General features: G+C 61.6%; 21 protein-coding genes and 1 pseudogene. 9 read left to right on the forward strand and 13 right to left on the reverse strand.

From position 1 onward, the window contains the following. Positions 1-79: 79 nt before the first annotated feature. Genes LCF59_RS05815 through LCF59_RS05835 form a run of 5 tightly spaced genes read right to left on the reverse strand, consistent with a single transcriptional unit; the run spans position 80 to position 3776 of the window. Positions 80-1759: a bifunctional protein tyrosine phosphatase family protein/NAD(P)/FAD-dependent oxidoreductase gene (locus LCF59_RS05815; protein ID WP_292286504.1), complete on the reverse strand. Its 1680-nt coding sequence runs from the start codon at positions 1757-1759 to the stop codon at positions 80-82. A gap of 21 nt (positions 1760-1780) precedes the next feature. After that, entirely contained in the window at positions 1781-2665 is an 885-nt protein-coding gene (locus LCF59_RS05820) for an MBL fold metallo-hydrolase (RefSeq protein ID WP_292286505.1), read from the reverse strand. A 24-nt stretch (positions 2666-2689) separates the two neighbouring features. Next, positions 2690-3127 carry a DUF6691 family protein gene (locus LCF59_RS05825; protein WP_292286506.1) on the reverse strand — a complete coding sequence of 146 codons (438 nt, stop codon included), beginning with the start codon at positions 3125-3127 and terminating at the stop codon, positions 2690-2692. A gap of 5 nt (positions 3128-3132) precedes the next feature. Further along, complete coding sequence (locus tag LCF59_RS05830; protein ID WP_292286507.1) at positions 3133-3567, reverse strand: YeeE/YedE family protein; 435 nt, start codon at positions 3565-3567, stop codon at positions 3133-3135. Continuing rightward, complete coding sequence (locus tag LCF59_RS05835; protein ID WP_292286508.1) at positions 3567-3776, reverse strand: DUF2892 domain-containing protein; 210 nt, start codon at positions 3774-3776, stop codon at positions 3567-3569. Before LCF59_RS05835 ends, LCF59_RS05830 begins: the two co-directional genes overlap by 1 nt. A 432-nt stretch (positions 3777-4208) precedes the next feature. On the opposite strand from LCF59_RS05835, the gene LCF59_RS05840 reads away from it, so the two are divergent. The 3 genes from LCF59_RS05840 (at position 4209) to ispD (ending at position 6386) form a co-directional block, all read left to right on the forward strand. After that, a complete protein-coding gene (locus LCF59_RS05840; RefSeq protein WP_292286509.1) occupies positions 4209-4742 on the forward strand; it encodes a peptide-methionine (R)-S-oxide reductase in 534 nt (177 codons plus the stop codon). Positions 4743-5121: 379 nt separating this feature from the next. Continuing rightward, a complete protein-coding gene (locus LCF59_RS05845) occupies positions 5122-5388 on the forward strand; it encodes a hypothetical protein (RefSeq protein WP_292286510.1) in 267 nt (88 codons plus the stop codon). Between the two features lie 320 nt (positions 5389-5708). Continuing rightward, on the forward strand, positions 5709-6386 hold the full coding sequence (gene ispD, locus LCF59_RS05850) for a 2-C-methyl-D-erythritol 4-phosphate cytidylyltransferase (protein WP_292286511.1): 678 nt from the start codon (positions 5709-5711) through the stop codon (positions 6384-6386). Between the two features lie 40 nt (positions 6387-6426). Here the strand turns inward: ispD and LCF59_RS05855 are convergent, their stop codons facing one another. From LCF59_RS05855 to LCF59_RS05875, 5 genes are read right to left on the reverse strand one after another with little or no spacing between them, the layout of a single operon-like run. Then, a complete protein-coding gene (locus LCF59_RS05855; protein WP_292286512.1) occupies positions 6427-7344 on the reverse strand; it encodes a hypothetical protein in 918 nt (305 codons plus the stop codon). Continuing rightward, entirely contained in the window at positions 7341-7865 is a 525-nt protein-coding gene (locus LCF59_RS05860) for a winged helix DNA-binding protein (RefSeq protein ID WP_292286513.1), read from the reverse strand. Before LCF59_RS05860 ends, LCF59_RS05855 begins: the two co-directional genes overlap by 4 nt. A gap of 7 nt (positions 7866-7872) precedes the next feature. Then, positions 7873-9177, reverse strand: a complete 1305-nt coding sequence (locus tag LCF59_RS05865) for a TRAP transporter large permease (protein WP_292286514.1) — start codon at positions 9175-9177, stop codon at positions 7873-7875. After that, the gene (locus LCF59_RS05870; protein ID WP_292286515.1) at positions 9177-9728 is read right to left on the reverse strand and encodes a TRAP transporter small permease; all 552 of its coding nucleotides are present in this window, start codon (positions 9726-9728) and stop codon (positions 9177-9179) included. The genes LCF59_RS05865 and LCF59_RS05870 overlap by 1 nt, the downstream gene beginning before the upstream one ends. Positions 9729-9786: 58 nt before the next feature. Further along, on the reverse strand, positions 9787-10770 hold the full coding sequence (locus LCF59_RS05875) for a TRAP transporter substrate-binding protein (protein WP_292286516.1): 984 nt from the start codon (positions 10768-10770) through the stop codon (positions 9787-9789). A 134-nt stretch (positions 10771-10904) separates the two neighbouring features. Here LCF59_RS05875 and LCF59_RS05880 point away from each other — a divergent pair, with 134 nt between their 5' ends. After that, positions 10905-14531 (forward strand): hydantoinase B/oxoprolinase family protein, encoded by a 3627-nt coding sequence (locus tag LCF59_RS05880; protein ID WP_292286517.1) that lies wholly within the window; start codon positions 10905-10907, stop codon positions 14529-14531. Between the two features lie 146 nt (positions 14532-14677). Here the strand turns inward: LCF59_RS05880 and LCF59_RS05885 are convergent, their stop codons facing one another. Next, positions 14678-15694: a TauD/TfdA family dioxygenase gene (locus LCF59_RS05885; RefSeq protein WP_292286518.1), complete on the reverse strand. Its 1017-nt coding sequence runs from the start codon at positions 15692-15694 to the stop codon at positions 14678-14680. A 185-nt stretch (positions 15695-15879) separates the two neighbouring features. After that, on the reverse strand, positions 15880-16107 hold the full coding sequence (locus LCF59_RS05890) for a hypothetical protein (protein WP_292286519.1): 228 nt from the start codon (positions 16105-16107) through the stop codon (positions 15880-15882). Positions 16108-16420: 313 nt separating this feature from the next. Between LCF59_RS05890 and LCF59_RS05895 the strand changes: the two genes are divergently transcribed. Further along, a complete protein-coding gene (locus LCF59_RS05895) occupies positions 16421-18109 on the forward strand; it encodes a chloride channel protein (protein WP_292286520.1) in 1689 nt (562 codons plus the stop codon). After that, positions 18096-19154 (forward strand): extracellular solute-binding protein, encoded by a 1059-nt coding sequence (locus LCF59_RS05900; RefSeq protein ID WP_292286521.1) that lies wholly within the window; start codon positions 18096-18098, stop codon positions 19152-19154. The genes LCF59_RS05895 and LCF59_RS05900 overlap by 14 nt, the downstream gene beginning before the upstream one ends. Here LCF59_RS05900 and LCF59_RS05905 read toward each other — a convergent pair whose 3' ends face one another. Beyond that, positions 19155-19934, reverse strand: a complete 780-nt coding sequence (locus tag LCF59_RS05905; RefSeq protein ID WP_292286522.1) for an ion channel — start codon at positions 19932-19934, stop codon at positions 19155-19157. Between the two features lie 219 nt (positions 19935-20153). On the opposite strand from LCF59_RS05905, the gene ectA reads away from it, so the two are divergent. The 3 genes and pseudogenes from ectA to LCF59_RS05920 all read left to right on the forward strand — a co-directional run. Next, positions 20154-20714 carry a diaminobutyrate acetyltransferase gene (ectA, locus tag LCF59_RS05910; RefSeq protein ID WP_292286523.1) on the forward strand — a complete coding sequence of 187 codons (561 nt, stop codon included), beginning with the start codon at positions 20154-20156 and terminating at the stop codon, positions 20712-20714. Then, positions 20704-21978, forward strand: coding sequence for a diaminobutyrate--2-oxoglutarate transaminase (ectB, locus tag LCF59_RS05915; RefSeq protein ID WP_292286524.1), 1275 nt, complete (start codon positions 20704-20706; stop codon positions 21976-21978). The genes ectA and ectB overlap by 11 nt, the downstream gene beginning before the upstream one ends. A gap of 4 nt (positions 21979-21982) precedes the next feature. Then, positions 21983-22246 (forward strand): annotated as a pseudogene (locus LCF59_RS05920) (ectoine synthase); the annotation flags it as partial. Positions 22247-22375 lie beyond the last annotated feature (129 nt).

Genomic DNA, 22375 nt, shown 5'->3' on the forward strand with positions numbered 1-22375 from the left:
AAAAAGGGGTGGGCGGAGCGAACACGCTCCACCCACCGGTCATCGCGCATGAGGGGCGTGCGCAACAAAGGCTTGTCTGTTACTCGGCCGCGACTTTGAGCTTTTCGGGTTTGGCCATCCATTCCTTACCCTTCAGCATCGCCTTCCAGTAGATGGGCGGCAGCACTGTTTCCTTGAGAAACCAAGCCGCGCGGCTTGGTTTGGTTCCATCCAGCAGAAAAGATGGGAAGCTTGGCTTTAGCGCACCGCCATAGCCGAATTCGGCGAGCACGATCTTGCCGCGTTCCACCGTCAGGGGGCAGGATCCATAGCCGTCATATTGCGCCACGGCAGACCGCCCGGCCATATCCGCAATTATATTGTCGGCCACGGTGGGCGCCTGTTTGCGGGCCGCGGCCGCTGTTTTGGCATTGGGCGCATTCATGACATCACCAAGCGACCAGATATTGTCGAACTCCTTGTGGCGCAGGGTGGATTGATCCACATCGACCCACCCGGCTGCATCTGCCAGCGGCGACACCCGGATGAAGTCGGGTGCCGTTTGCGGCGGACAGACATGCATCATGTCGAACTCTATCGTGACTTCGCTCGGATCGGTATCCGGCTTGGCCACCTTGAATGTCGCGGTCTTCGCCGGACCGTCGACCGCCACGAGATTGTGGAAGAAGTTGAGCGTCGCGTCGTATTTTTCGACGTAATCCATCAGGGCCGGGACGTAATCCTTGACCCCGAAAAGCACGCCGCCGGCGTTCATGAACTGGATATCGACGTCCTTCAGCGCACCGTTGCGGAACCACGCATCCCCAGACAGGTACATGGCCTTTTGCGGGGCACCTGCGCATTTGATCGGCATCGGCGGCTGCGTGAACAGCGCACGGCCTTCCTTCATCTCCTGCACGAGTTGCCAGGTGTAAGGGGCCAGATCATACCGGTAGTTGGAGGTGACGCCGTTTCGACCCAATGTGTCTTCAAGTCCTTCGACCTTGTCCCAATCGAGCTTCAGGCCGGGGCACACCACGAGACGGTCGTATTTTACCACCCGGCAGCCATCCAGGATGACGGCGTTGTTTGCGGGTTCGAAAGCTGCGACAGCGGATTTGACCCAATGTACCCCCTTCGGGATAAGGCTGCCCATGGTTTTTGCCGTGCTTTGCGCATCGAAGATGCCGCCACCCACCATTGTCCAGCCGGGTTGGTAATAATGGATTTCGGCCGGGTCGATCACCGCGATCTTCAGCCCGGCCTTGCGCGCCTTGAGGCTGGCGGCCACCGATATGCCCCCTGCCCCGGCACCGACGATGACAACCTCGTAATGCGCATCGCCCGTGTCGGTCGGGGTTTTACCACCATTGGCGATGCGACGTGCCACACCGTTCATATCATAGCCCGCCGCCTTGGTGGCCGCGAGGATTTCCGGCATGGGACGCTTCTTGGATTCGTGGAAAGACCAGAGCGTCGCGGACCGCGTGCCGGTGCGGCAATACGCCAGCACAGGGCGTTGAATTTCCTTGAGGGCGGCGCCAAATGCGGCGACATCATCGTCTTTGACCATGCCGCTTTGAACCGGCACATAGCGTGCCTCTAGACCGGCTGCTTTGGCAGCGATCTCGATCTCCTCGAACGAGGGTTGATCAACCCCTTCCCCATCGGGACGATTGCAGATGATGGCGCGAAAGCCCTCTGCCTTGATCGCGGCCATGTCCGCAGCAGTGATCTGTGGGCTGACCGTGACCTTTTCGTTGATTTTCCTCAGTTGCATTTGTCCGTCCTCCAGATCCGCTTACAGCGTGTTTACCGGCACTTTGAGCATCGGATTGCCATCCTGGTCGGTCGGCACTTCGCCGGCGCGCATGTTCACCTGCAACGATGGAATGATCAGCTTGGGCATGGCGAGCGTCGCGTCACGCTCGGTCCGGAACGTGATGAAATCTTCTTTGGTTTTGCCGCGTCCAACGTGGATATTGTGTTCCTTTTCTTCACCAACGGTGGTTTCCCACGCGATGTCGCGGCCGTTCGGACCATAATCGTGGCACATGAAGAGACGTGTCTCGTCGGGCAGGGCCAGAACTTTCATGATGCTTTCATACAGGTCTTCTGCGCTGCCACCGGGGAAATCGCACCGGGCAGAGCCACCATCAGGCATGAACAAAGTGTCGCCCACAAAGGCGGCATCCCCCATGACATGGACCATGCAGGCCGGCGTGTGGCCGGGCGTATACATGGCAAAAGCCTGCATGTTGCCGATTTCATAGGTATCGCCGTCCTCGAACAGCGCGTCAAATTGGCTGCCGTCGCGCTGGAACTCGGTGCCCTCGTTGAAGACTTTGCCGAAGGTGTTCTGCACGACCATTATCTTGGAGCCGATGCCGATCTTTCCGCCCAGTTTCTGCTGGATATAGGGCGCTGCGGACAGATGATCGGCGTGCACATGCGTTTCTATGATCCACTCGAGCTTGAGCCCTTGTGCCTCGATCTGCCGGATGAGTTCATCGGCATGATCATAGGTGATGCGCCCGGCGGCATAGTCGATATCCATCACGCTATCGATGATGGCGCAGGCGTTGGATGACGGGTCCTTCACGATATAGCTGATCGTGTTCGTGGCCTCGTCGAAGAAGGCCTGAACCTCAGGCTTGATGTCGGTCTTTACGGGGTAATCGGGCATGACGTGTCTCCTCCGGAAACGGTTTCAGGTCTGTGCTTGCGCGCGCGGCGCGGCGAGTGACTGGGCGAATTTGGCCAGAAATATCCCGACCACGAGGGCTGCGGTGAAGGCGAACACCTCCCACCGGCCCGTTCCCAGAGCAGGCAAGGCCCCGCCCGGACAGAAGCCCGAGATGCCCCAACCGATGCCGAAAATGGCCGAACCGCCGATAAGCCGGGCGTCGATGGTGCGGGACGTCGGCACATTGAAGCTGTCTTCGAACACCGGCGCCGCGCGCCCGAACACCAGCTTGTAACCGATGAAGGTGGTCACCAGCGCGCCGCCCATCACGAAAATCAAGGAGGGATCCCAGATCCCGGCGATATCGAAGAAATTGATGACCTTGGCGGGGTTGGCCATGCCCGAGATGGAGATGCCGACGCCAAAGATCACGCCGATCAGGTATATTGCGATTAACTTCATGGTCCTCAGCCTCCGATCAAATGGCGAACGATGAACACGGTGACAAACGTGACGGCCATGAAAGTCACTGTTGCCACGATGGAGCGCGGGCTCAGCCGCGCCATGCCGCAGACGCCGTGCCCTGACGTACAGCCCGAGCCGAACGTGACGCCAACACCGACAATCAGACCGCCAATGACAAGCGCGGTGGTCGAAACCGGAACTTCGATTGCAGGCATCTCACCGGAGATCAGCCAGACGACCGCCGGCCCGGTCACCATTCCAGCCAAGAGCACCGCACGCCATGCGAACTCCTGACCGGACGCGGGTTGAAACGCCCCGGCCAAAACGCCGGTCGCGCCCATGACACGTCCGGCGAACAACATCAAAAGAGTGGAGGCGACGCCGATCAGAACGCCGCCCGCGAGTGAAGCCCAAGGGGTAAAAGCTGTCTCGATCATCAGCAGCTCTGACATGTCTTGAGGCCCACAATATTATAAAGAGGGCAATTGCCGACAAAAGCCGTCAGCGTGAACACCGCCGCGACAATCAGCGCCAGGACGAACAGGATCCCGGATCCGAGCATTGCGGTGCCTAAGGCGAGAAACAAAAGTGTCGCCGCGATAACGAGCCGCAAACCGCGGTCGATTTTTCCCATGTTGGTTGTCATGTCTCACTCCATCGAGAATTGATGGCGCGTGTGTTGCATGCCCCATCCGGAACGCTTGGTGACCTAGTCACCAAGCGTTCCGGATTTTTGGAAAATCTCCGACAAAATTATTGCCGGCACACGAGACCCGGCGGGGAGACTCAGGCTCGCTTCACCCAGATCGTCACATTATATTGATATGCTGTCGAGCATTGCCGCATCAGAGGCGCCTTCACGTGACGGTGTCAGCGTCCCTCGGGTTCCCCTGGCGTAAGCCCTTGAAAATCATGGATTGCGCCGCCCCTGTGCCCTTTGGCCACCCAATTGGCCAAAGGGCTGATACCGACCTGCCAATTTTGCGAGAGGCCCTGTGTCCAAAGCGTGAATTCAAACAGAGGGACTTTGCCAGCAGAGTGGTGGTCAGACTTATCCCCAGCGAAAAGGACCAGTTTCATGACATACGCCAACCAAATTCCAACACACCTGACACGACGGGCCTTCCTGTCGACGGCCAGTACACTTCCCGTCGCCACGATTCTTGCCGCGCCGGCCCTTCCAGCCAGCGCGCGCGCAAGCAACATCGACTTCACCTACGAAATCACGCGCAGCGATGAGGCGTGGCGCTCGCGGCTCACCGAGCAGGAATATGCCGTGCTGCGCCTGGGCCGGACCGAGGTGCCGCATACGAGTCTCAACGCATTCCAAATGGCCGAAGGGCACTACAGCTGCAAAGGCTGCGATCTTGTCAATTTCGATTCCCAGTGGAAGGTTCCGCATTTCGATATCGGATGGGCTTTCTTTTCGCAGGCAAGACCAACAACCGTTCTCACCTCGATCGACGATGCGTACGCGGACATGGCGGATGACTCGGCAGCCATCGAATGCCATTGTCGCCGATGCGCAAGCCATCTGGGCCACATCCTGACTGTCAAAGGCACAACATTGCATTGCCTGAACGGCACTTCTCTTGTCTTTTTTGAAGCCTGACTTTCGAAAATACCGGCAATCGGATGAAAGCGACGGTCACGGGCCGTCGCTTTTTTCACGGCGGCGACAGCTTTGTTTCCGGGTCGCGGTTCACCAAATCGTTGGGATTTGAAATCCATGCATTCTCAGCCGATTTTCTGTGACCTGGCTCACCGAACGTGAGTGCGTCGAAACAATCGACTTCAATAAATATATTTAATATCAAGAAGCTAAATAAAATGCCGCCATGGCAAACCGCACAGCCGGGGAAAAGTAAACATGGCACACGCCCCGGTGATGTCGTGATGATCGTATCGTTATTTCGCTTGGGCAACCGCACCTGCAAGGATGTGGATGGGCCGGGCAAAATCCCGGCGATCATCACGAGAAGGATTAAAAAATGACTGACACTTTCAAGAAAATCGCAGCCGCCGCCGCACTCAGCTTCTCAGTTGCCAGCCCGGGCTTCGCAATGGAGGAAGAACTGAACATGCTGACAGGCGCGCTCTATAATGATCTGACCGTGATGCAGATGGACGTTGCAGACATCGCGAACCTGACCCTTGGCGAGATCAACACCATCAATGCGATCATGCATGCAGGTGACACCGAATCCGAGAAGTCGCGCAAGATCAGCAACATTCTGCGCAAGGCCGCAGAACGCTAAGAGACAGCGCACCCGAAACAGCCGCGTTCCGCAAGGGGCGCGGCACGCGCATTCGTCTGAGGCTTGGCATGGGCGATCACCGCTCTGGCGCCTCTCGGGTCCGGATTCGACAGCCTGTCGACCCCGCTCAACCGGCCTCAAATCGCGCTCCGGGGGCAAGCATGGGAGTTGAGGTCGCTGAATGTATCGGCTCATCATCAAGGCCTGCGCGACAGCTTGCGCCGCGCTGCAATGGCGCGGTACTCAGGACGCCTCATCTCTGGAAAGAGTGCCGTGCCTCTCTCCAGGCTTCGCCTTGCAACAAATACTGGAATCCTCTTTTGACCATTTCAGCTCTCATCGTGGCCGCGGGGCGGGGGCAACGCATGGCGCGCGACACCCCGAAACAATACCTTCCCCTGCGCGGTCGCGCGGTGCTGGCACATACGATCGACGCGCTTTTGGCGTCACCGCTGATTTCGCATGTGCGCACCGTGATCCATGCCGACGACCAGCAGCTTTATGAAACCGCGCTTCAAGGCACGACTGATGACAGGATTCTTCCACCAGTTCCCGGCGGCACCACCCGCTCTGCATCGGTCGCGCTGGGTTTGCAGAGCCTTTCGGCACAAGCGCCGGATCACGTTCTGATCCACGACGCGGCTCGGCCCTTTTGTCCGGTTGATCTCATCGAACGCGTGATTGCGCCACTGGACCAATGTGACGGGGCATTTGCGGCCTTGCCGGTGGTTGACGCAATGTGGAAAGCCGTCGATGGATATGCCACCAGCCCGGTTGATCGCACCGGTCTGTGGCGCGCCCAGACGCCGCAAGCCTTCCGGTATGACGCGATTCTCAGCGCGCATCAGCAACTGCCAACCCCGGTGGCGGATGATGTCGAGGTGGCGCGGCTGGCCGGTTTGACTGTGCAGATCGTCGGCGGGGACGAGCGCAATTTCAAGATCACGCTGCCAGCGGATTTGGACCGGGCGGAGCGCCTGATCGACGGAGATTTCTGACCCGGGGCGCGCACCAGCAAAACGTTCCGTTGCGATGCCCCTAGTCGCGACGCAGCCGCGCGATGAAGAACGGGGTCAGGTACATCGGGATCTGGTAACAACCGACAAAGACCATCAGCGGGGCAAACACCTCTTCGGGGACCGCGGTCAGGAACAGGGCCAGATTGCGGTTGCCCGCAGCAATGGCGATGGCACCGGCTTCGCTGACCGAAAAGCCCCGGCGCGTCGCGGTCCAGGCACCAAAGCTCTGGACCAGGTAGAGCGCCACTGCAAAGGCCAGTGTGAGGGCAAGCCTGCCGGGGGATGCGAGAATGGCCGGGCCGATCTCGGACATCAGGCCGATCACGACGAGACCCATGGCCAGCGCCATCGCCCCGTCGAGAGCGGGCCGCGCCCGGGCCTCTGCCAGCGCGGGAAAGGCACGGCGCAGCCAATACGCCAAACCACCTGCCAGACCGACGATGAGCAAAAGCCGCGCCACCGCGCTCAGAAGTGCCAAAGGATCGGGAAAAAGCGGCAACAGCGCGAAAACCGGTGCGGCTGTCAGCGGCAAAAGGGCGGTGCCCAGCGACAATTGCCGCAAGGATGCACCGACATCGGCCCCCGACATGGCGGCCAGACCCGGCGAGCCGGTGATGGGGGAGGCCGCCATGGCCAACACCGCGGCAAGAGCCAGCGGGTGTCCCATCCAACCAAGCGCCCAAAACCCGCCGCCGACTGCAAGCGGCAAAAGACATTGCAGCCCCACCACAACCGCCAGGGTGCGCGGCAGAGCCGCGCGGGAGGGCATGGCGGCTACAGGCCCTTCGCGCAGGGCGGCGAGACAAAGCATGACCGCGATGAAGGGCACAATCGCCGGGGCCATACCCCGCGCCAGCGGGGGCACCGCGATCCCCACCACCAATCCGGCGACCAGCAGCCAGCGCCCCCAAGCGGCCAGAGCCGCGAACAGCTTCAAATCGTCGTGGCCGCGCGCGCGGCTTGATCGTAGCTGCCCGAGATTGCCCGCAAGAGCGCGGCAAGGCGCGACATCTCTTCGGGTTTGAAGCCCAGTTCCTGGGCGAGATCGACCAGCAACGCCTCTCGGACCTCGCGGTACCGGTCGCAGAGCGCGCGGCCCTCATCGGTAATGCCAACCGACTTTTCCTTGCCCTTGCGGGCCGTGCGCACCAGCCCGCGCTCCGACAGCTTGCGCAGCGCGTAGGTGATCAGGTGCGTATCTTCTATATGCAGGACCAACCGGATATCGGCGAGGGTCTTTTCGCGGTCGCGGTGATTAACCTGGTGCAGGATCAACACCTCCAGGGGGGCCATTCCAGGGGCACCCGCTGCGTCCATGCAGCGGACGATCCAGCGGTGAAAGGCGTGGTTTGTCATGGTCAGCGCGTATTCGACCTCGGACAGTTCCGGCAGGCTGGATTGCGCAAGATGCGCCGAGCTGACAATCGGTCCGACGCCGTTGCGGTTTGACTTGGTCATGGCAGGTTCACCGGGACATCATGGTTGAGGGCAGCCACAGCGCGATCTGCGGAAAGACCGACAGGATCGCCGTGGCGAGCACCAACAGGAGAAAGAAGGGTATGGCATAGCGGGCGATGGCAAAGATGTCGCGTCCGGTGATGGTCTGGATCACGAAAAGATTGAAGCCGACCGGCGGGGTGATCTGGCTCATCTCCACGACCAACACAAGAAACACCCCGAACCAGATCGGATCGATGCCAGCCGCCGTTACCATGGGCAGGAAGATCGAGACCGTCAGCACGACAATCGAAATACCGTCCAGGAACATGCCCATGATGATGAAGAACAGCGTGAGCATTGCCAGCAACTGGTATTGTGACAGGCCCATCTCTCCGATCATGCGCGCCAGTTCGCGCGGGATACCCGTATAGCCCATGGCCACTGTCAGAAAGGACGCCCCCGCAAGAATGAAGGCGATCATGCAGGTGGTCAGCGTGGCCGCACGAAGGCTGTCAGCCAACCCGTGCAAAGACAGCCCGCCGGTGGTCCAGGCCAGAAGGATCGCCCCGGTCACCCCGATAACCGCCGCTTCGGTCGGGCTGGCGATGCCCAGATAGATCGAGCCGATCACCGCCACGATCAGCGCCACGACCGGCAGCAGCCGCGCCATCGCGCCCAGCGCCTCTCGCCGGTCGGTGGGGGGCTCCGCCACGGGCATCCGGTCAGCGTTCAGCAACGACCAGATCATGATCCAGCCGACGAAAAGTCCCGCCAGCAGCGCGCCGGGCATGACGCCGGCCAGAAAGAGCCGCGCAATGGATTGCTCTGTCGCGGCACCGTAAACGATGAGGATGATCGAGGGCGGGATCAGAAAACCGAAAGTGCCCGCGCCGGCAAGACTGCCGATCGCCATGCGCTCGTCGTAGCCGCGGGATTTCAGTTCCGGCAGGGACATGCGCCCGATGGTGGCCGTGGTGGCCGCCGATGATCCGGAGACCGCGGCGAACAGTCCGCAGGCCAGCACGTTGACGTGCAAGAGCCTGCCCGGAAGGCGCGCGGTGAAGGGTGCCAGGCCCGAAAACATGTCCGACGACAGGCGCGAGCGGACGAGGATTTCACCCATCCAGATAAACATGGGCAGCGCCGTCAGCCCCCAGACAGACAAGCCGCCCCAGACCTTGGTGGCGAAGACCAGCTCGGCGGGAGCAGGTGCGGCAAGGATCATCGCGACCAGGCCCACCGCGATCAGGGCGAACCCGACCCACAGCCCCAGCGCCAGCGTGCCGAAGAGAACCCCCAAAAGGATCGGGGCCAGTGTCGCGATTTCCATCAGTTCCCCCGCTCGGTTCTGGTTTCGGCCAGGTCAAAGCCGGCCTGCCCGCCCCTGGCCAGGGTCACGGCCGAATCGACCAGCGCAATCGCGAACAGGGCAAGACCCGCCGTCATCAGACCCTGGGGCAACGCCAGCGGGATCGGGATCATGCCGTAGCTGACCGATCCGAATTTCAGGCTGTCGACGACCTGCAATCCGCTCGACCAGGTGGCGAAGACCGCCAGCCCGGCGGCCAGAAGGCAGACCGCCGCGCCCAGCCACCGCGCGGGTGCTTCCGGCAGGGATCGGATCAGCAGCTTGACACGAACATGACTGCCCGCCTGCAATGTTCCCGCAAGGCCCAGGAACACCGCGCCGGTAAAGAGAAACGCACCGAATTCGGCCAGCGAAGGGATCGTCAAGCCTGGCGGCGGCAGCGCCAGGAACCGCGCCACACGGTCGGTCAGCCGCCCGAGAACCTGGGCCAGCACCAGCACTGCGATCAGGGCGAAGGTCATGGCGGCCAACCACAGTGCAATCTCGTAGAGGCGGTCCAGCATGCGGCGCATGGGCAAACTCTCCTGGCAGAATTGGCAAACATACGGGGCCCGAAGGCCCCGCATCACATCACATGTCGGAGATGCTGGACTGGTAGGCATCGATGGCCTGTTGGCCGTCATCCCCGGCATCGTCCAGCCATTCGCTGGTCATGGTCTCGCCGATCTCGGCCAGCTCGGATGACAGCGTCTCGGACGGGTCGGTGATGGTCATGCCGTTCTCTTCCAGCGTGGCGATCTTTTCGGCGGTCTCGGCGGCCGACATTTCCCAGCCTCGGGTTTCAGCCTCGGCTGCGGCGGTCATGATTGCGTCCTGCGTGGCGTCGTCCAGGGCCTCGAAGGCGGACGTGTTCACGATCACCATGTTCTTGGGCAACCACGCCTGCGTATCGGTATAATGCGACGTGAAATCCCATGCCTGGCTTGACACGCCCGTCGACGGCGACGTGATCATCGCGGCGACCCGGCCGGTGCTGAAGGCGGTCGGGATGTCCCCGGTTTCGATCTGCGTCGGCACGGCGCCCATCAACTGTGCCAGCCGTTCGGTCGCGGCATTATACGCGCGGAAAGAGGCCCCTTCGAGATCAGCAGTGCTGTTGATCGGCTCCTGAGAATACAGGCTCTGTCCGGGCCAGGGGACCGCGAAAAGCAATGTTAACCCCTGTGCGGTCAGCTTTTCCTCGACCATGGGGCGCGATGCGTCCCAGAGCGCCCGGCCTTCGTCATAGCTTGATGCAAGAAAGGGGATCGAATCGATGGCGAAAATCGGATCTTCGTTGGCCAATCGGCTCATCAGCGTCTCGCCCATGGGCGCGAGCCCGCGGCGGACGGAATCCTTGATCTCCGGATGCGCGTAAAGCGACCCGGCGGAATGGACAGTGATGTCCAGGTCGGTCGCCGCTTCGACGTCGGCGGCGAATTCCAGGATGTTCTGAGTGTGAAACACGCTGTCGCCATAGGGCGTGGGCATGTCCCAGCTTTGTGCAGCAGCGGGCAAGGCAAGGGCCGAAGTGGCAAGCGCGGCAGCCAGGCCGCGAAAGGCAGTAAATGTCATTGTCGTCTCCCAGTTCTGCGGGCGGCTTTGTGGGGGACCGGGCCAGCCACCCTTGACCCGGATGACAGGATGTTGACGAGACATTGATAATTTGTCAACATTTCCTGAACGAATGATAAGCAAAGGTGCGAAGCATGCAAAACCAACAGGCAGGCCGCTGGGATTTCTGGATAGACCGTGGCGGCACCTTCACCGATGTGATCGGGCGCGCGCCGAACGGGTCCCTGGAGGCGATGAAGCTTCTGTCGGAAAACCCTGGCGCCTATGACGATGCCGCGATCGAGGGCATCCGCCGGTTTCTGGATGTCGCGCCCGGTGCGATTCCGCCGGAGCGCGTTGGAACAGTGCGCATGGGCACGACCGTGGCCACCAACGCGTTGCTTGAGCGCAAGGGTGACCGGACCTTGCTTCTGATAACCAGGGGGTTCCGCGACGCGCTGCGAATCGGGTACCAGGCCCGGCCCGACATCTTCGCGAAGGAAATCCTGCTGCCAGAACTCCTCTATGACAGGGTTGTGGATATCGAGGAACGTGTGCGCGCAGACGGCATCGTGGAACAAGAATTGAATCTCGGGGCGGCCCGCGCAGCGATGCAGGCGGCGCGTGACGACGGGATCGACGCGGTGGCCATTGTCCTGATGCACGCTTGGCAGGCACCGGACCACGAACGCCTGCTTGCCGAGGCTGCGCATGAAATCGGTTTCGGACAGGTGTCGGTCAGCCACGAGGTTTCCCCCCTGATCAAGCTGGTGGGACGCGGCGACACGACCGTGGTGGACGCTTATCTGACGCCGATCCTGTCGCGTTACGTGGACCGGGTGGCCCGCGCGCTTGGCGCGACCCCGCCAGATCAGGACGGACCAACGCTGCAATTCATGATGTCCTCCGGCGGGCTGACGGCCGCCGATCGGTTCAAGGGGCGCGATGCAATCCTGTCGGGTCCGGCGGGCGGCGTGGTGGGTATGGCGCGCACCGGGCAGATCGCGGGTGAAGACCGCGTGATCGGCTTCGACATGGGCGGCACATCCACTGACGTTGCGCATTTCGACGGCGAATTCGAACGCGCCTTCGACACCGAGGTGGCCGGCGTGCGGATGCGCGCCCCGATGTTGCAGGTCCACACGGTTGCCGCCGGGGGCGGGTCGATCCTGCACGCCGACGAGGGGCGCTTTCGTGTCGGCCCTGACAGCGCGGGCGCCGACCCGGGCCCTGCCTGCTATCGGCGGGGCGGCCCGCTGACGGTCACCGACGCCAATGTGATGCTGGGCAAATTGCAGCCCGAGTTCTTTCCCGCCATTTTTGGCCCCGACCAGGACCAGCTGCTCGACCGGGAGGTGGTGTCGCGCGCCTTTGCCGAGATCGCGGACCGTGACGGCAAGACACAAGAGGATGTCGCCGAGGGATTCCTGCGCATCGCGGTCGAGAACATGGCCAATGCCATCAAGAAGATCAGCGTGCAGCGCGGCTACGATGTGACGAAATACCTCCTGAACGCGTTTGGCGGCGCGGGCGGGCAGCATGCTTGCCTTGTCGCCGACGCACTGGGGATGACAAAGGTGCTGGTGCACACGCTGTCAGGTTTGCTGTCGGCCTATGGTATCGGCCTTGCCCGCGTGACCGAGGCACGCCAGCGCGGCATGGAGTCGGATCTGTCGCCAGAGACCGTCGCCGTGGTTGAGACAACCTTGAAGGATCTGCGCGCCGATGTGGCAGCAGCCCTGGCCGCGCAGGGCGTCGCCGAGGACTGGACCGAAATGATTCCGCGTCTGCATCTGCGCTATGCCGGGACCGATACCGCCTTGCCGATCCGATGGGAGGGTGACCTGGACAAGGCCCGCACCGATTTCGAGACCGCGCACAAGGCCGAGTTCGGCTTCACGGATCCCGATGCACGGCTGGTGATCGAAGCCGCCGAGATCGAAGGGCGCGCGGCCGAAACCGCGGCCGATCCGGAAGAGCCGATGCGCACCACCCAAGGCGCCCCGGAGGTCGAGGCGACAGTTCCGGTGTTTTCCGGCGGGCAGACAACTGACGCCGCCGTCATCCGCCGCGCCGCCATCGCGCCGGGACAGGCCGTCAAAGGCCCTGCGCTGATCATTGAGCCGAACCAGACCATCATTGTGGAACCGGGCTGGCAAGCACAGGTCACAGCGCGCGATCATGTCATGATGACCCGGACCGAAGCCGCGCAGCGCGCCAGAGCAATAGGAACAGAGGCCGATCCGGTGCTGCTGGAGGTTTTCAACAACCTCTTCATGAACATAGCCGAACAGATGGGGGTGGCGCTGCAAAAGACCGCGCGCTCGGTCAACATCAAGGAACGGCTGGATTTTTCCTGCGCCGTGTTCGACGCCGATGGTGCACTGGTCGCCAATGCACCGCATATGCCGGTGCATCTTGGTTCCATGGATCGCAGCGTCGAAACGATCATCCGCCAGAACGAAGGCAATGTGCAGCCCGGCGACGTATATGCACTGAACGCGCCCTACAACGGCGGCACACACCTGCCCGATATCACCGTGGTCTCGCCCGTCTTCGACGAAGAAGACAAGAAAGTCCTCTTCTGGGTCGCCTCGCGCGGACACCACGCCGATGTGGGCGGCGTCGCCCCCGGATCGATGACACCGCGGGCGACCAGCGTGGAAGAAGAAGGCGTGCTTTTCGACAATGTCCTTCTGGTCTCGGGTGGGCGCTTCCGCGAAATGGAGATCCGTGAGGTCCTCACCGACCACCGCTACCCTGCCCGCAATCCCGACCAGAACATCGCAGATCTCAAGGCGCAGGTCGCGGCCAATGCCCGTGGCATGGCCGAGCTGCGCGCCATGATCGGCCAATTCGGGCTGGAGGTGGTGCAGGCCTACATGGGGCACGTGCAGGACAACGCCGCCGCGGAAGTCTCGCGCGTGATCGGCCGGCTGTCGGATGGAGAGTATGACTACCCCACCGACACCGGACAGACGATCCGGGTCAAGATCACCGTGGACCGCGACAAGGGCGAAGCGGTGGTGGATTTCACCGACACCTCCGAGGCGCAAAAGAACAACTTCAATGCACCCGAGCCGGTGACCCGGGCGGCGGTCCTTTATGTCTTCCGCGTGATGGTCGAGGCTCCGATCCCGATGAATGCGGGCTGTTTGCGTCCGGTGAAGATCGTGATCCCCGACGGCTCCATGCTGGCCCCGCGCTACCCTGCGGCCGTCGTTGCCGGCAATGTCGAGACCAGCCAGCACGTGACGAACGCCTTGTTCGGGGCCCTGCGCGCCATCGCCAACAGCCAGGGCACGATGAACAACCTGACTTTCGGCAATGACCGCCACCAATACTACGAAACGCTGTGTTCCGGCAGCCCGGCCGGGGTCCGGAACGATGGCAGTGGCTTTGCCGGAACATCGGCTGTGCATGTTCACATGACGAATTCGCGCCTGACAGACCCGGAAGTTCTGGAAACTCGCTATCCGGTTCTTCTGGAAAGTTTCGAAGTTGACGCAGGCTCCGGCGGGGACGGCGCGTACAGGGCCGGGGATGGCACAACCCGCCGCATCCGGTTCCTGGAAGACATGGAACTGGCGATCCTGTCATCGCATCGCGGCCGCGCGCCCCAAGGGCTGGAAGGCGGCGGGTCCGGCCGTGTGGGCCGCACCGAGATTCACCGCGCGAATGGCCGTGTCGAAACGCTGGAGGCCGCTGACCAAGCGCAGATGAACGAAGGCGATGCGGTGGTGGTCGTCACCCCGACCGCGGGTGGCTATGGCAAGGCATGACGCTTTGCCACCGCCGCGGTTGCCGCGGTGACGGCCCGGGTTCCTGATCACAGCGGGCAAAAAGCGGAACCGGTTTTGCCCGCCTAAAAGATGCGGCTTCAGACGGATAGAGCGGGTCGCGAGACAGCAAATGAATGCGGCCCGCTCTAGTTCCGCATCGGGATGCCTTCGTCCCAGCGAAAGCCGACACCTCCGCCTTGCCAGACACCCTCACCGATCGGATTTGGGCCATCGATATCCACATGCTGCGGCAGGCCGAAGGATGGTGCGAGGTCCTGAATCCCTTTCACCGTGCTGCGATGCATGATCCGCAACCCCTGTTGCTCGACCGGCATATGCGCCTCCGGGGCCGCGCGATGCGCGACTGCGAGATTGTCAATGAAGACGCAATCGTTCTCGTGGTATTCATAGGCCACCGCGTAGCCATTGGTCAGACCGGCATTCAGGATGTCGTTATACGCGTGGCACAGTTGCTTCAGGTCGTCGGCCTGCAGCAGGCTGAAGCCATCCCGGTCGGGCAGTTTTTCGATCACCGCGCCGGTCATGCCCAGATGCAGCCAGATGCATTTTTGCCCCGAAACCGGGTGCGTGTGAACCAGGGGATGCACCACCCCTGAGGCCGAGTTCACCGAGAACAGGCGGCTCCAGCGTTCTTGCCGATCTTCGGGCAGCGCCGCGAAGGCAAGGCCCTGGTGTGCGAAATGGGTGCCCCCGCCTTTTTCGGCGGGTCGGATGATGTGATAGCCCGAATGGGAAAACGTTGCGGGCAGAAAGCTGCCGTCATTGTGCCATTGCGGGCCGACATCGGGAATGCCGTGGCGCCTGTCGTTCGACAGGCGAAAAATATGGGGATTGCCGTCCGGTGTTTCCGGGTGAACGCCATGCGTGCTGTGCAGTTCTTTCCCGCCCCATAGACAGCTGGCGCGCAAGAAGTCCTCGTGGTCCAACCGCGAGTTGTTCTTGAACACCAGAAAACCGCGATATGCCATTTCGCGGTCCAGAGCATCGACGACCTCGGGGGGCGGCGCGTTCTTGGAGGACAGGTCTATTCCCGAGACTTGCGCGCCGATCGGATCGAGCGCGGTAAGTTTGCCGCCAAAGTCTTCGATGATCGCCGCGCGCTCCGGGTCAATCGGGGGGAGCGTCGTTGCATGTGTCGTCAAAAGTCACCTCCTGTATCTTTGAAGGACATAAGACCGAGGTCTCTATCTCGAAAGTGGGGGGGTGACACGTTCGATCTCTGCCAGCCGCCGTGTGAATGATGGCCGTGGCAGATATGGCATCCGCCGGGAGAGCCGCCCCTGTCAAATCGGCACAGGTCGAAACCTGTGCCTTGGGTCCAAATCGCTCAGCCCAGATGTTCCTTGACCTTCTCGACCACGTCCTCGACCGAGAGCCCCAGGCTTTCGAGGATCGACAGGTCGATCCCTTTCTCCTCGAGCATGGCCGTTACGCTGTCAGCGTCCATTTCCGTCAGCGCGGACAAGTCGATACCGCTTTCACTGATCTTTGACACGATGTCATCCGTGCCGCCCAATGCCCCGGCCGCGTTCCCGAGCATGTCACCAAGTCCCATGATAAGACTCCTTTTACTACATTTACTACATTTATGCGGATATTCCGCGATACGATGGTGCCATTAATCGCGCTTGGCAGAAAGGATGGAATTCGACGTGACGGGGACATCCTCGGGTCCGGGGGTGCCTGACACAGCGCGCCCGGGGGCATGACAGGCAGTTCAGACCACCTTGATTGGTTTGTCGAGAGACACATCACCTGCCTGCAAAGCTTGAGTCCGCCGCAGCCGTTGCGTCACGCGGTTATTCCGTCAATGATCGCCACGAATGACTTCCGGAACACAAATCGGCACCGCGCCTCCGCTTATGCGCATGCTTGTCTTGACAGGCATCGCGTTGACCGCCGGGAGTGCGGCGTCGCTGGCCGCCATTGCGCTGGTGGAACTGGTGTCTCTTCTGAATACCGGTCTGCTGGTTGCCCCCAAGGCGCGGGTGCAATGGGAAAGCCTGCCCTGGCTCGTGGCCACGACGACCGTGCTGGTGCCGACCCTGGGCGGCTTGATCGTTGGCCTGGTCCACAAGCACCTGTCACCCGCACAGCGCCCGCTTGGTCCGCCAGACGTGATCGAGGCGGTCCAGTTCCACCGGCCTCTTCCCGGTCTGCGCAGCGGGCTGGTTTCGACGGGAACCGCCGCGCTGTCCCTGGGGGCCGGGGCATCGGTGGGCCAATACGGGCCAATGGTCTACCTTGGGGCGATCTTTGGCAGTTTTGCACATCGGTTGCGCCTGGGTGTGCCGAACCTTGCCAGCATCGCCATCGGCTGCGGTGTTGCCGCGGCGATCTCTACCGCCTTCAATGCGCCGATAGCGGGTGTCCTGTTCGCCCATGAGGTCGTCTTGCGCCACTATGCGACGCGCGCCTTTGCGCCGGTCACGGTCGCGTCGGTGACAGGCTATGTGATCGCGAACGTGATTTTCGAACGGCCCGCGCTGTTCCGGATCGAATCTCCCGGCATCACACATGGCTACGAATTCGCGCTTGTCGCCGTGCTGGGCCTCGTGGTGGCCATGGCTGCCATTCTTTTCATGCGGTTGCTTCTGGCTGTCGGTCCGACGCTAGCGCGCTGGATCAAATGGCCCGAACTGCGCACCGCGATGGCAGGTCTTGCGGTCGGGCTGACGGCGCTGGCCTTGCCGGATGTTCTTGGGATCGGCACCTCGACCCTGCGCTTTGCCACGATCGACGGCGCGTTCGGATTGGGCGAAGTGATTGTCCTGATCTGCGCCAAGACCGTCCTGACGGCCCTGTGCATCGGAGCAGGCTTTTCGGGTGGCGCCTTCAGCCCCTCGCTCCTCATCGGCAGCCTGATCGGGGTGTTTTTCTGGACACTCGCGTCCGGCGTTGCAGGTGTGCCCAGCTCCGGCGCGGCAATCTACGCAATCAGCGGGATGATGGGGTTCGCAAGTGCCGTGATCGGGGCACCCCTGACCTGCATCTTGATCGTGTTCGAACTTACTCGGAACTACGATGTGACCATCGCGGCCATGGTGGCTGTCGTCTTTTCGAACCTCTTGTCACATCGCGCTTTCGGTCGGTCCCTGTTTGACGTGCAGTTGGCGCGCCGCGGTATCGATTTCTCGCTGGGGCGCGATCGCGCGCATTTCGCGGCCTTGAAGGTTGTCGATTATCTGCAACCGGATGCGGTGACCGCGACAGCGGAGGATGCGGCGCAGGATGTGTCGGACCGTCTTCAGGCGCGGGGATGGCGCGAGGCTTTTGTCCTCGACACCGACGGCACGCTGGTGGGCGTGTTCACACCCGGCGCCCAAGGCACCGCCACGCGGGTGGGGTCGGATGTGGGGCCCGCCCGGCTGGTTTTTCACGACACCACCGATCTGGCGGAGGCGATGGAACGCTTGCGCGGGTTCGTCGGCGATGCGGTACCTGTCGTCTCGCAAGAGAACGGAACATATCTCGGAGCTGTATCCGAGGCGGATCTTGTCTCGGCCTGGCTCGATGAGGGGGTACGGCTGCGGAGGGAGGAAAATGCGGCGATCTGATTTTGTCAGTCTCTGCCTGCTGGTCGCGGCTCCGGTGGCTGCAGAAGACCTGACGGTCGTCTCCTGGGGCGGGGCTTATGAAGCGGCTCAAAGACATGCAATCATTGACCCCTATGCCCGGCAAACAGGCCAGACCGTCACCGTCGCTGAATACGATGGAAGCTGGGCTGCACTCGAAGCGCGTGGCGCCGAGGACGGGTGGGATGTGATCGATATGCTGTCAGACCAGGCGCGCGTCGCCTGCGCGCGGGGCCTGTTGCTTGAAATGACACCAAGGTCACTCTTTTCCTCCGAGACGCTGGAGGATTTCACCCCTTTCGGGCCCGACAGATGCGCCGTGCCACAAAACGCCTATGCCCGCGTCATGGCGTTTGACGACCGCGCCTTTGCAGGGGTCAAGCCGACCCGGATCGAGGATTTCTTCGATACCGACCGCTTTCCCGGCCCCCGCGCCATTCAACGCAGCCCGGATGGTATCCTGGAATGGGCCTTGTTGGCGGAAGGCGTGCCTCCGGAACAGGTCTATGGCCTGCTCAGCACCGATCGCGGGTTGCGGCTGGCGTTCCGAAAACTGGGGACCATCCGCGACGATATCATCTGGTGGGAAGATCCGGCGGAACCGGCAGATATGCTCGCTGACGGCCGGGCGGTCATGGCGGCCGGGTTCAACGGTCGTTTCTTCGACATCGCGCAGCGTGGCCGCGCGCCCATCGACATCGTCTGGGATGGCCGCATCATCGGGATCGAGGTCTGGGCCATCGCCGCCAGCACGAAGGCACCCGATGCGGCGCGGGCGTTCATTGTCCATGCCACCCAGCCCGCCAGCATGGCCCGCTTCGCCACCCAAATCCCCTACGGGCCCACGCGCGTCTCTGCATTCAACCGGATCGGCATCAACCCGCAAACCGGCGTGCCAATGCGCGCCTACCTGCCAAACGCTCCGCAACATGGCGGCCGGGCACTTGTCAGGGACAGCGGCTGGTACGCGAACACAGACAAGCTGCGCCAACGCCGTTTTTCCAAATGGCTTGACGGGGCCGAGTGATTACGACCCATACGCCCCGGTGTCCCCCTCCGTTTCGATCTTCAAAGATTCGCCGCAATGCTTGCAGTGGATCGCATCGGGTTCGTGCCGGTTCAGGCCGCAATTGGGACATTTGTACTTGATCTTGGACGGCTGGAAGATCGCACGGGCGAGCTGCACGAAGAGCGCGACACCGACAACCATGATGAAGACCGACAGCAGTTTGCCGCCGGGCGTTGTCATGGTGATATCGCCAAAGCCTGTCGTCGTCAGCGTCGCCACGGTGAAATAGAGCGCATCGATATACCCGATGATGCCGTCGGTTTCGTCGAACGTCAGCACGAACACGACGGATGTGGTGACGAAGATGAAGACGAACAGGTTGCTTGCGGCGAGGATCGCATCCTCGTGCCGGCGAAAGACCAGGCTTTTGCTGCGCAGATCATGCAGGAGGCGATAGGCGTGAAGCACGCGCAGGACCCGCAGAACACGCAGAAAAGCCAAGTTTTCCGCGATCAGCGGCGCGAGCAGAAGCGAGGCCACGACGATCAGATCCGCCAGCGTGTAGAGTCGGGCCAATTCGCGGCGCCGATTTTCTGCAATCCAGAATCGCGCCGCGAGATCGAGCATGATCAGCACGCCAAGCATGATGTTCATGACCGTCAAGACCGGTGTCATGGGCAGCGCTGCGGTTGCGATGAAATAGATGATAGTCAGCGCGTCGAACCCGAGTAATCCGTAGCGAAACCATCGGGCGCGCTGGCTTTTACCAGTATAAAGCAGCCTGATTTTTCGGTGCATGTCTTCCATCCGCGCACCATGCCGTAGATTTTCAAGAGAGACCATATGGTGGAAAACGGGCGCGTCTTCCTTCAAGATCGTCGACAGGAAATTGGCGAGACGCGGCAGACCCGCGCATCCGGCCTCAGAGCTGCCAAAGCTGCGATTTCGGGGCTTTTGCCTTACACGTCGCCCCGACGACCATTATGATGTGGCCTCGTCATCGAATCGAGACAGATCATGCCCGACGACCCTGCCGGCCTGCCAATCACCTTTCGTCCCCCCACGTCCGAAGACGGGGCGGATGTCTGGGACCTCGTTCAAAAAAGCGGTCCGCTTGACGAAAACTCCATCTACTGCAATCTTGTTCAGTGTGACCAGTTCGCGAATACATGCGTTATCGCGGAACTTGGCGACATGATTGTCGGCTGGATTTCGGCCTTCATCCCGCCGGACGACCCTGAGACACTGTTCGTGTGGCAGGTCGCCGTCGGTGAGGCCGCGCGCGGCCGGGGCGTTGCAAAAAAGATGCTGGAGGAGCTGCTCAATCGTCCCGTTTGCGCCGAGGTCACACAGCTCAAGACGACGATAACTGCGGATAACAAGGCAAGCTGGGCGTTGTTCGACAGTTTCGCAGATAACATGGATGCCGAGCTTGATCACGAGCCGCACTACAAGAAGGATGCGCATTTCGGCGGCAACCATGCGACCGAATACATGGTCACGATCAGTGGGATCTCCCGCGCCGACAAGGAAAACCCAGCCCCCTCAAAAGAAATTGGAACCGACAATGCAGACTGACATCTTCGACCGCCGCGAGTCACAGGTCCGCAGCTATTGCCGTAGCTTCCCTGTCACCTTTGCCCGTGCCGAGGGCAGCCAGATGTTCGACACCGAAGGGCGCAGGTATATCGACTTTTTGGCAGGCTGTTCGACCCTGAACTATGGCCACAACGACCCTGACATGCAGGACGCGTTGATCGACCATATCAAGTCCGGCGGCATCGCGCACGGGCTGGACATGTACACTGTCGAAAAAGCCCGTTTTCTCGAAGCCTTCGAGGAGATCATCCTCAAGCCGCGCGGCATGGACCACAAGGTGATGATGACCGGACCCACCGGAACCAACGCCGTCGAAGCCGCGATGAAACTCGCACGCAAGGTCACCGGGCGGCGCAACATCGTCTCCTTCACCAATGGCTTTCACGGCATGAGCATGGGCGCATTGTCGCTCACCGGGAACGCTGGCAAACGCGCCGGCGCAGGCAGTGGCCCGCTCTGTGGAGCGACCCACATGCCCTACGACCGGTCGCTCGGCGCCGATATCGATACGTTGAAGCACCTTGAGATCATGTTCGACAATCCCTCGTCCGGACTTGACGCCCCGGCGGCCTTCATCTTCGAGCCGGTGCAAGGCGAAGGCGGGCTGAACGCGGCATCCGATGAGTGGATGCAGGGCGTCGCGCGGCTTGCGAAAAAGCTCGGGGCGCTTCTGATCATCGACGACATCCAGTCGGGGTGCGGTCGTACCGGAACCTATTTTTCGTTCGAACAAGCGGGGATCGAGCCCGACATGATCACGCAGGCGAAATCGCTGTCCGGCTTCGGGCTGCCCTTCGCGGCGCTGCTCATCAAGCCGGAGCATGACATCTGGAAACCGGCCGAACACAACGGCACCTTCCGCGGCAACACCCATGCCTTTGTGACCGCGCGTGTCACGCTTGAGAAGTTCTGGAAGGATGACAGCTTTGCCGCCGAGGTCCGCCGCAAGGGCGCACATCTGCACGATCGCCTGTCGAAGATCGCCAAGCAGGTGCCGGGGGCTGAAATGCGCGGGCGCGGCATGATGCAGGGGATCAATGTAGGCTCGGGAGACGTGGCCGAGCAGGTCTGCGCGGAAGCGTTCGAGCGCGGGTTGATCATCGAAACCTCCGGTGCCAATGACGAAGTGGTGAAATTCCTGGGCGCCCTGACCATGCCCGACGCCGTGCTCGATGAAGGGCTCGATATGCTCGAGAACGCGGTCGGCGCGGCCACCTCGAATAAAAAAGACGCAGCGGAGTAAATTCATGATCGTCAGAGACTTCAATGACCTCAAGAGCAGTGACCGCGCCGTATCGAACGCGGAATGGACCAGCGTGCGGATGCTGCTGGCCGACGACGGGATGGGCTTTTCGTTCCACATCACCATTCTGAAGGCCGGCTCGGAACATACGTTCCACTACAAGAACCACTTCGAAAGCGTCTACTGCATATCCGGACGCGGCCGGATCACCGATCTCGGAACAGGCGAGACGCATGACATCCGCCCGGGGGTCATGTATGCGCTCGATCAGCCTTGCAGTTACCCACAAGTCTGATGCGGTGAATTGATTCACCCATCAGTCTTGGTCTTGTCCGAGAGGAATCGATCATGATTCGTCATGTGGCACCAAATGATTGAGGTGCGGACATGGGACAGA

The organism is Marivita sp. (assembly GCF_020055675.1).
GTDB lineage: Bacteria > Pseudomonadota > Alphaproteobacteria > Rhodobacterales > Rhodobacteraceae > Marivita.

Coding starts and splice junctions, on each gene's coding strand:
- LCF59_RS05815 (WP_292286504.1), bottom strand. CDS start 1,759: ATGCAACTGAGGAAAATCAACGAAAAGGTCACGGTCAGCCCACAGATC.
- LCF59_RS05820 (WP_292286505.1), bottom strand. CDS start 2,665: ATGCCCGATTACCCCGTAAAGACCGACATCAAGCCTGAGGTTCAGGCC.
- LCF59_RS05825 (WP_292286506.1), bottom strand. CDS start 3,127: ATGAAGTTAATCGCAATATACCTGATCGGCGTGATCTTTGGCGTCGGC.
- LCF59_RS05830 (WP_292286507.1), bottom strand. CDS start 3,567: ATGATCGAGACAGCTTTTACCCCTTGGGCTTCACTCGCGGGCGGCGTT.
- LCF59_RS05835 (WP_292286508.1), bottom strand. CDS start 3,776: ATGACAACCAACATGGGAAAAATCGACCGCGGTTTGCGGCTCGTTATC.
- LCF59_RS05840 (WP_292286509.1), top strand. CDS start 4,209: ATGACATACGCCAACCAAATTCCAACACACCTGACACGACGGGCCTTC.
- LCF59_RS05845 (WP_292286510.1), top strand. CDS start 5,122: ATGACTGACACTTTCAAGAAAATCGCAGCCGCCGCCGCACTCAGCTTC.
- LCF59_RS05860 (WP_292286513.1), bottom strand. CDS start 7,865: ATGACCAAGTCAAACCGCAACGGCGTCGGACCGATTGTCAGCTCGGCG.
- LCF59_RS05865 (WP_292286514.1), bottom strand. CDS start 9,177: ATGGAAATCGCGACACTGGCCCCGATCCTTTTGGGGGTTCTCTTCGGC.
- LCF59_RS05870 (WP_292286515.1), bottom strand. CDS start 9,728: ATGCGCCGCATGCTGGACCGCCTCTACGAGATTGCACTGTGGTTGGCC.
- LCF59_RS05875 (WP_292286516.1), bottom strand. CDS start 10,770: ATGACATTTACTGCCTTTCGCGGCCTGGCTGCCGCGCTTGCCACTTCG.
- LCF59_RS05880 (WP_292286517.1), top strand. CDS start 10,905: ATGCAAAACCAACAGGCAGGCCGCTGGGATTTCTGGATAGACCGTGGC.
- LCF59_RS05890 (WP_292286519.1), bottom strand. CDS start 16,107: ATGGGACTTGGTGACATGCTCGGGAACGCGGCCGGGGCATTGGGCGGC.
- LCF59_RS05895 (WP_292286520.1), top strand. CDS start 16,421: ATGCTTGTCTTGACAGGCATCGCGTTGACCGCCGGGAGTGCGGCGTCG.
- LCF59_RS05900 (WP_292286521.1), top strand. CDS start 18,096: ATGCGGCGATCTGATTTTGTCAGTCTCTGCCTGCTGGTCGCGGCTCCG.
- LCF59_RS05905 (WP_292286522.1), bottom strand. CDS start 19,934: ATGCACCGAAAAATCAGGCTGCTTTATACTGGTAAAAGCCAGCGCGCC.
- ectA (WP_292286523.1), top strand. CDS start 20,154: ATGCCCGACGACCCTGCCGGCCTGCCAATCACCTTTCGTCCCCCCACG.
- ectB (WP_292286524.1), top strand. CDS start 20,704: ATGCAGACTGACATCTTCGACCGCCGCGAGTCACAGGTCCGCAGCTAT.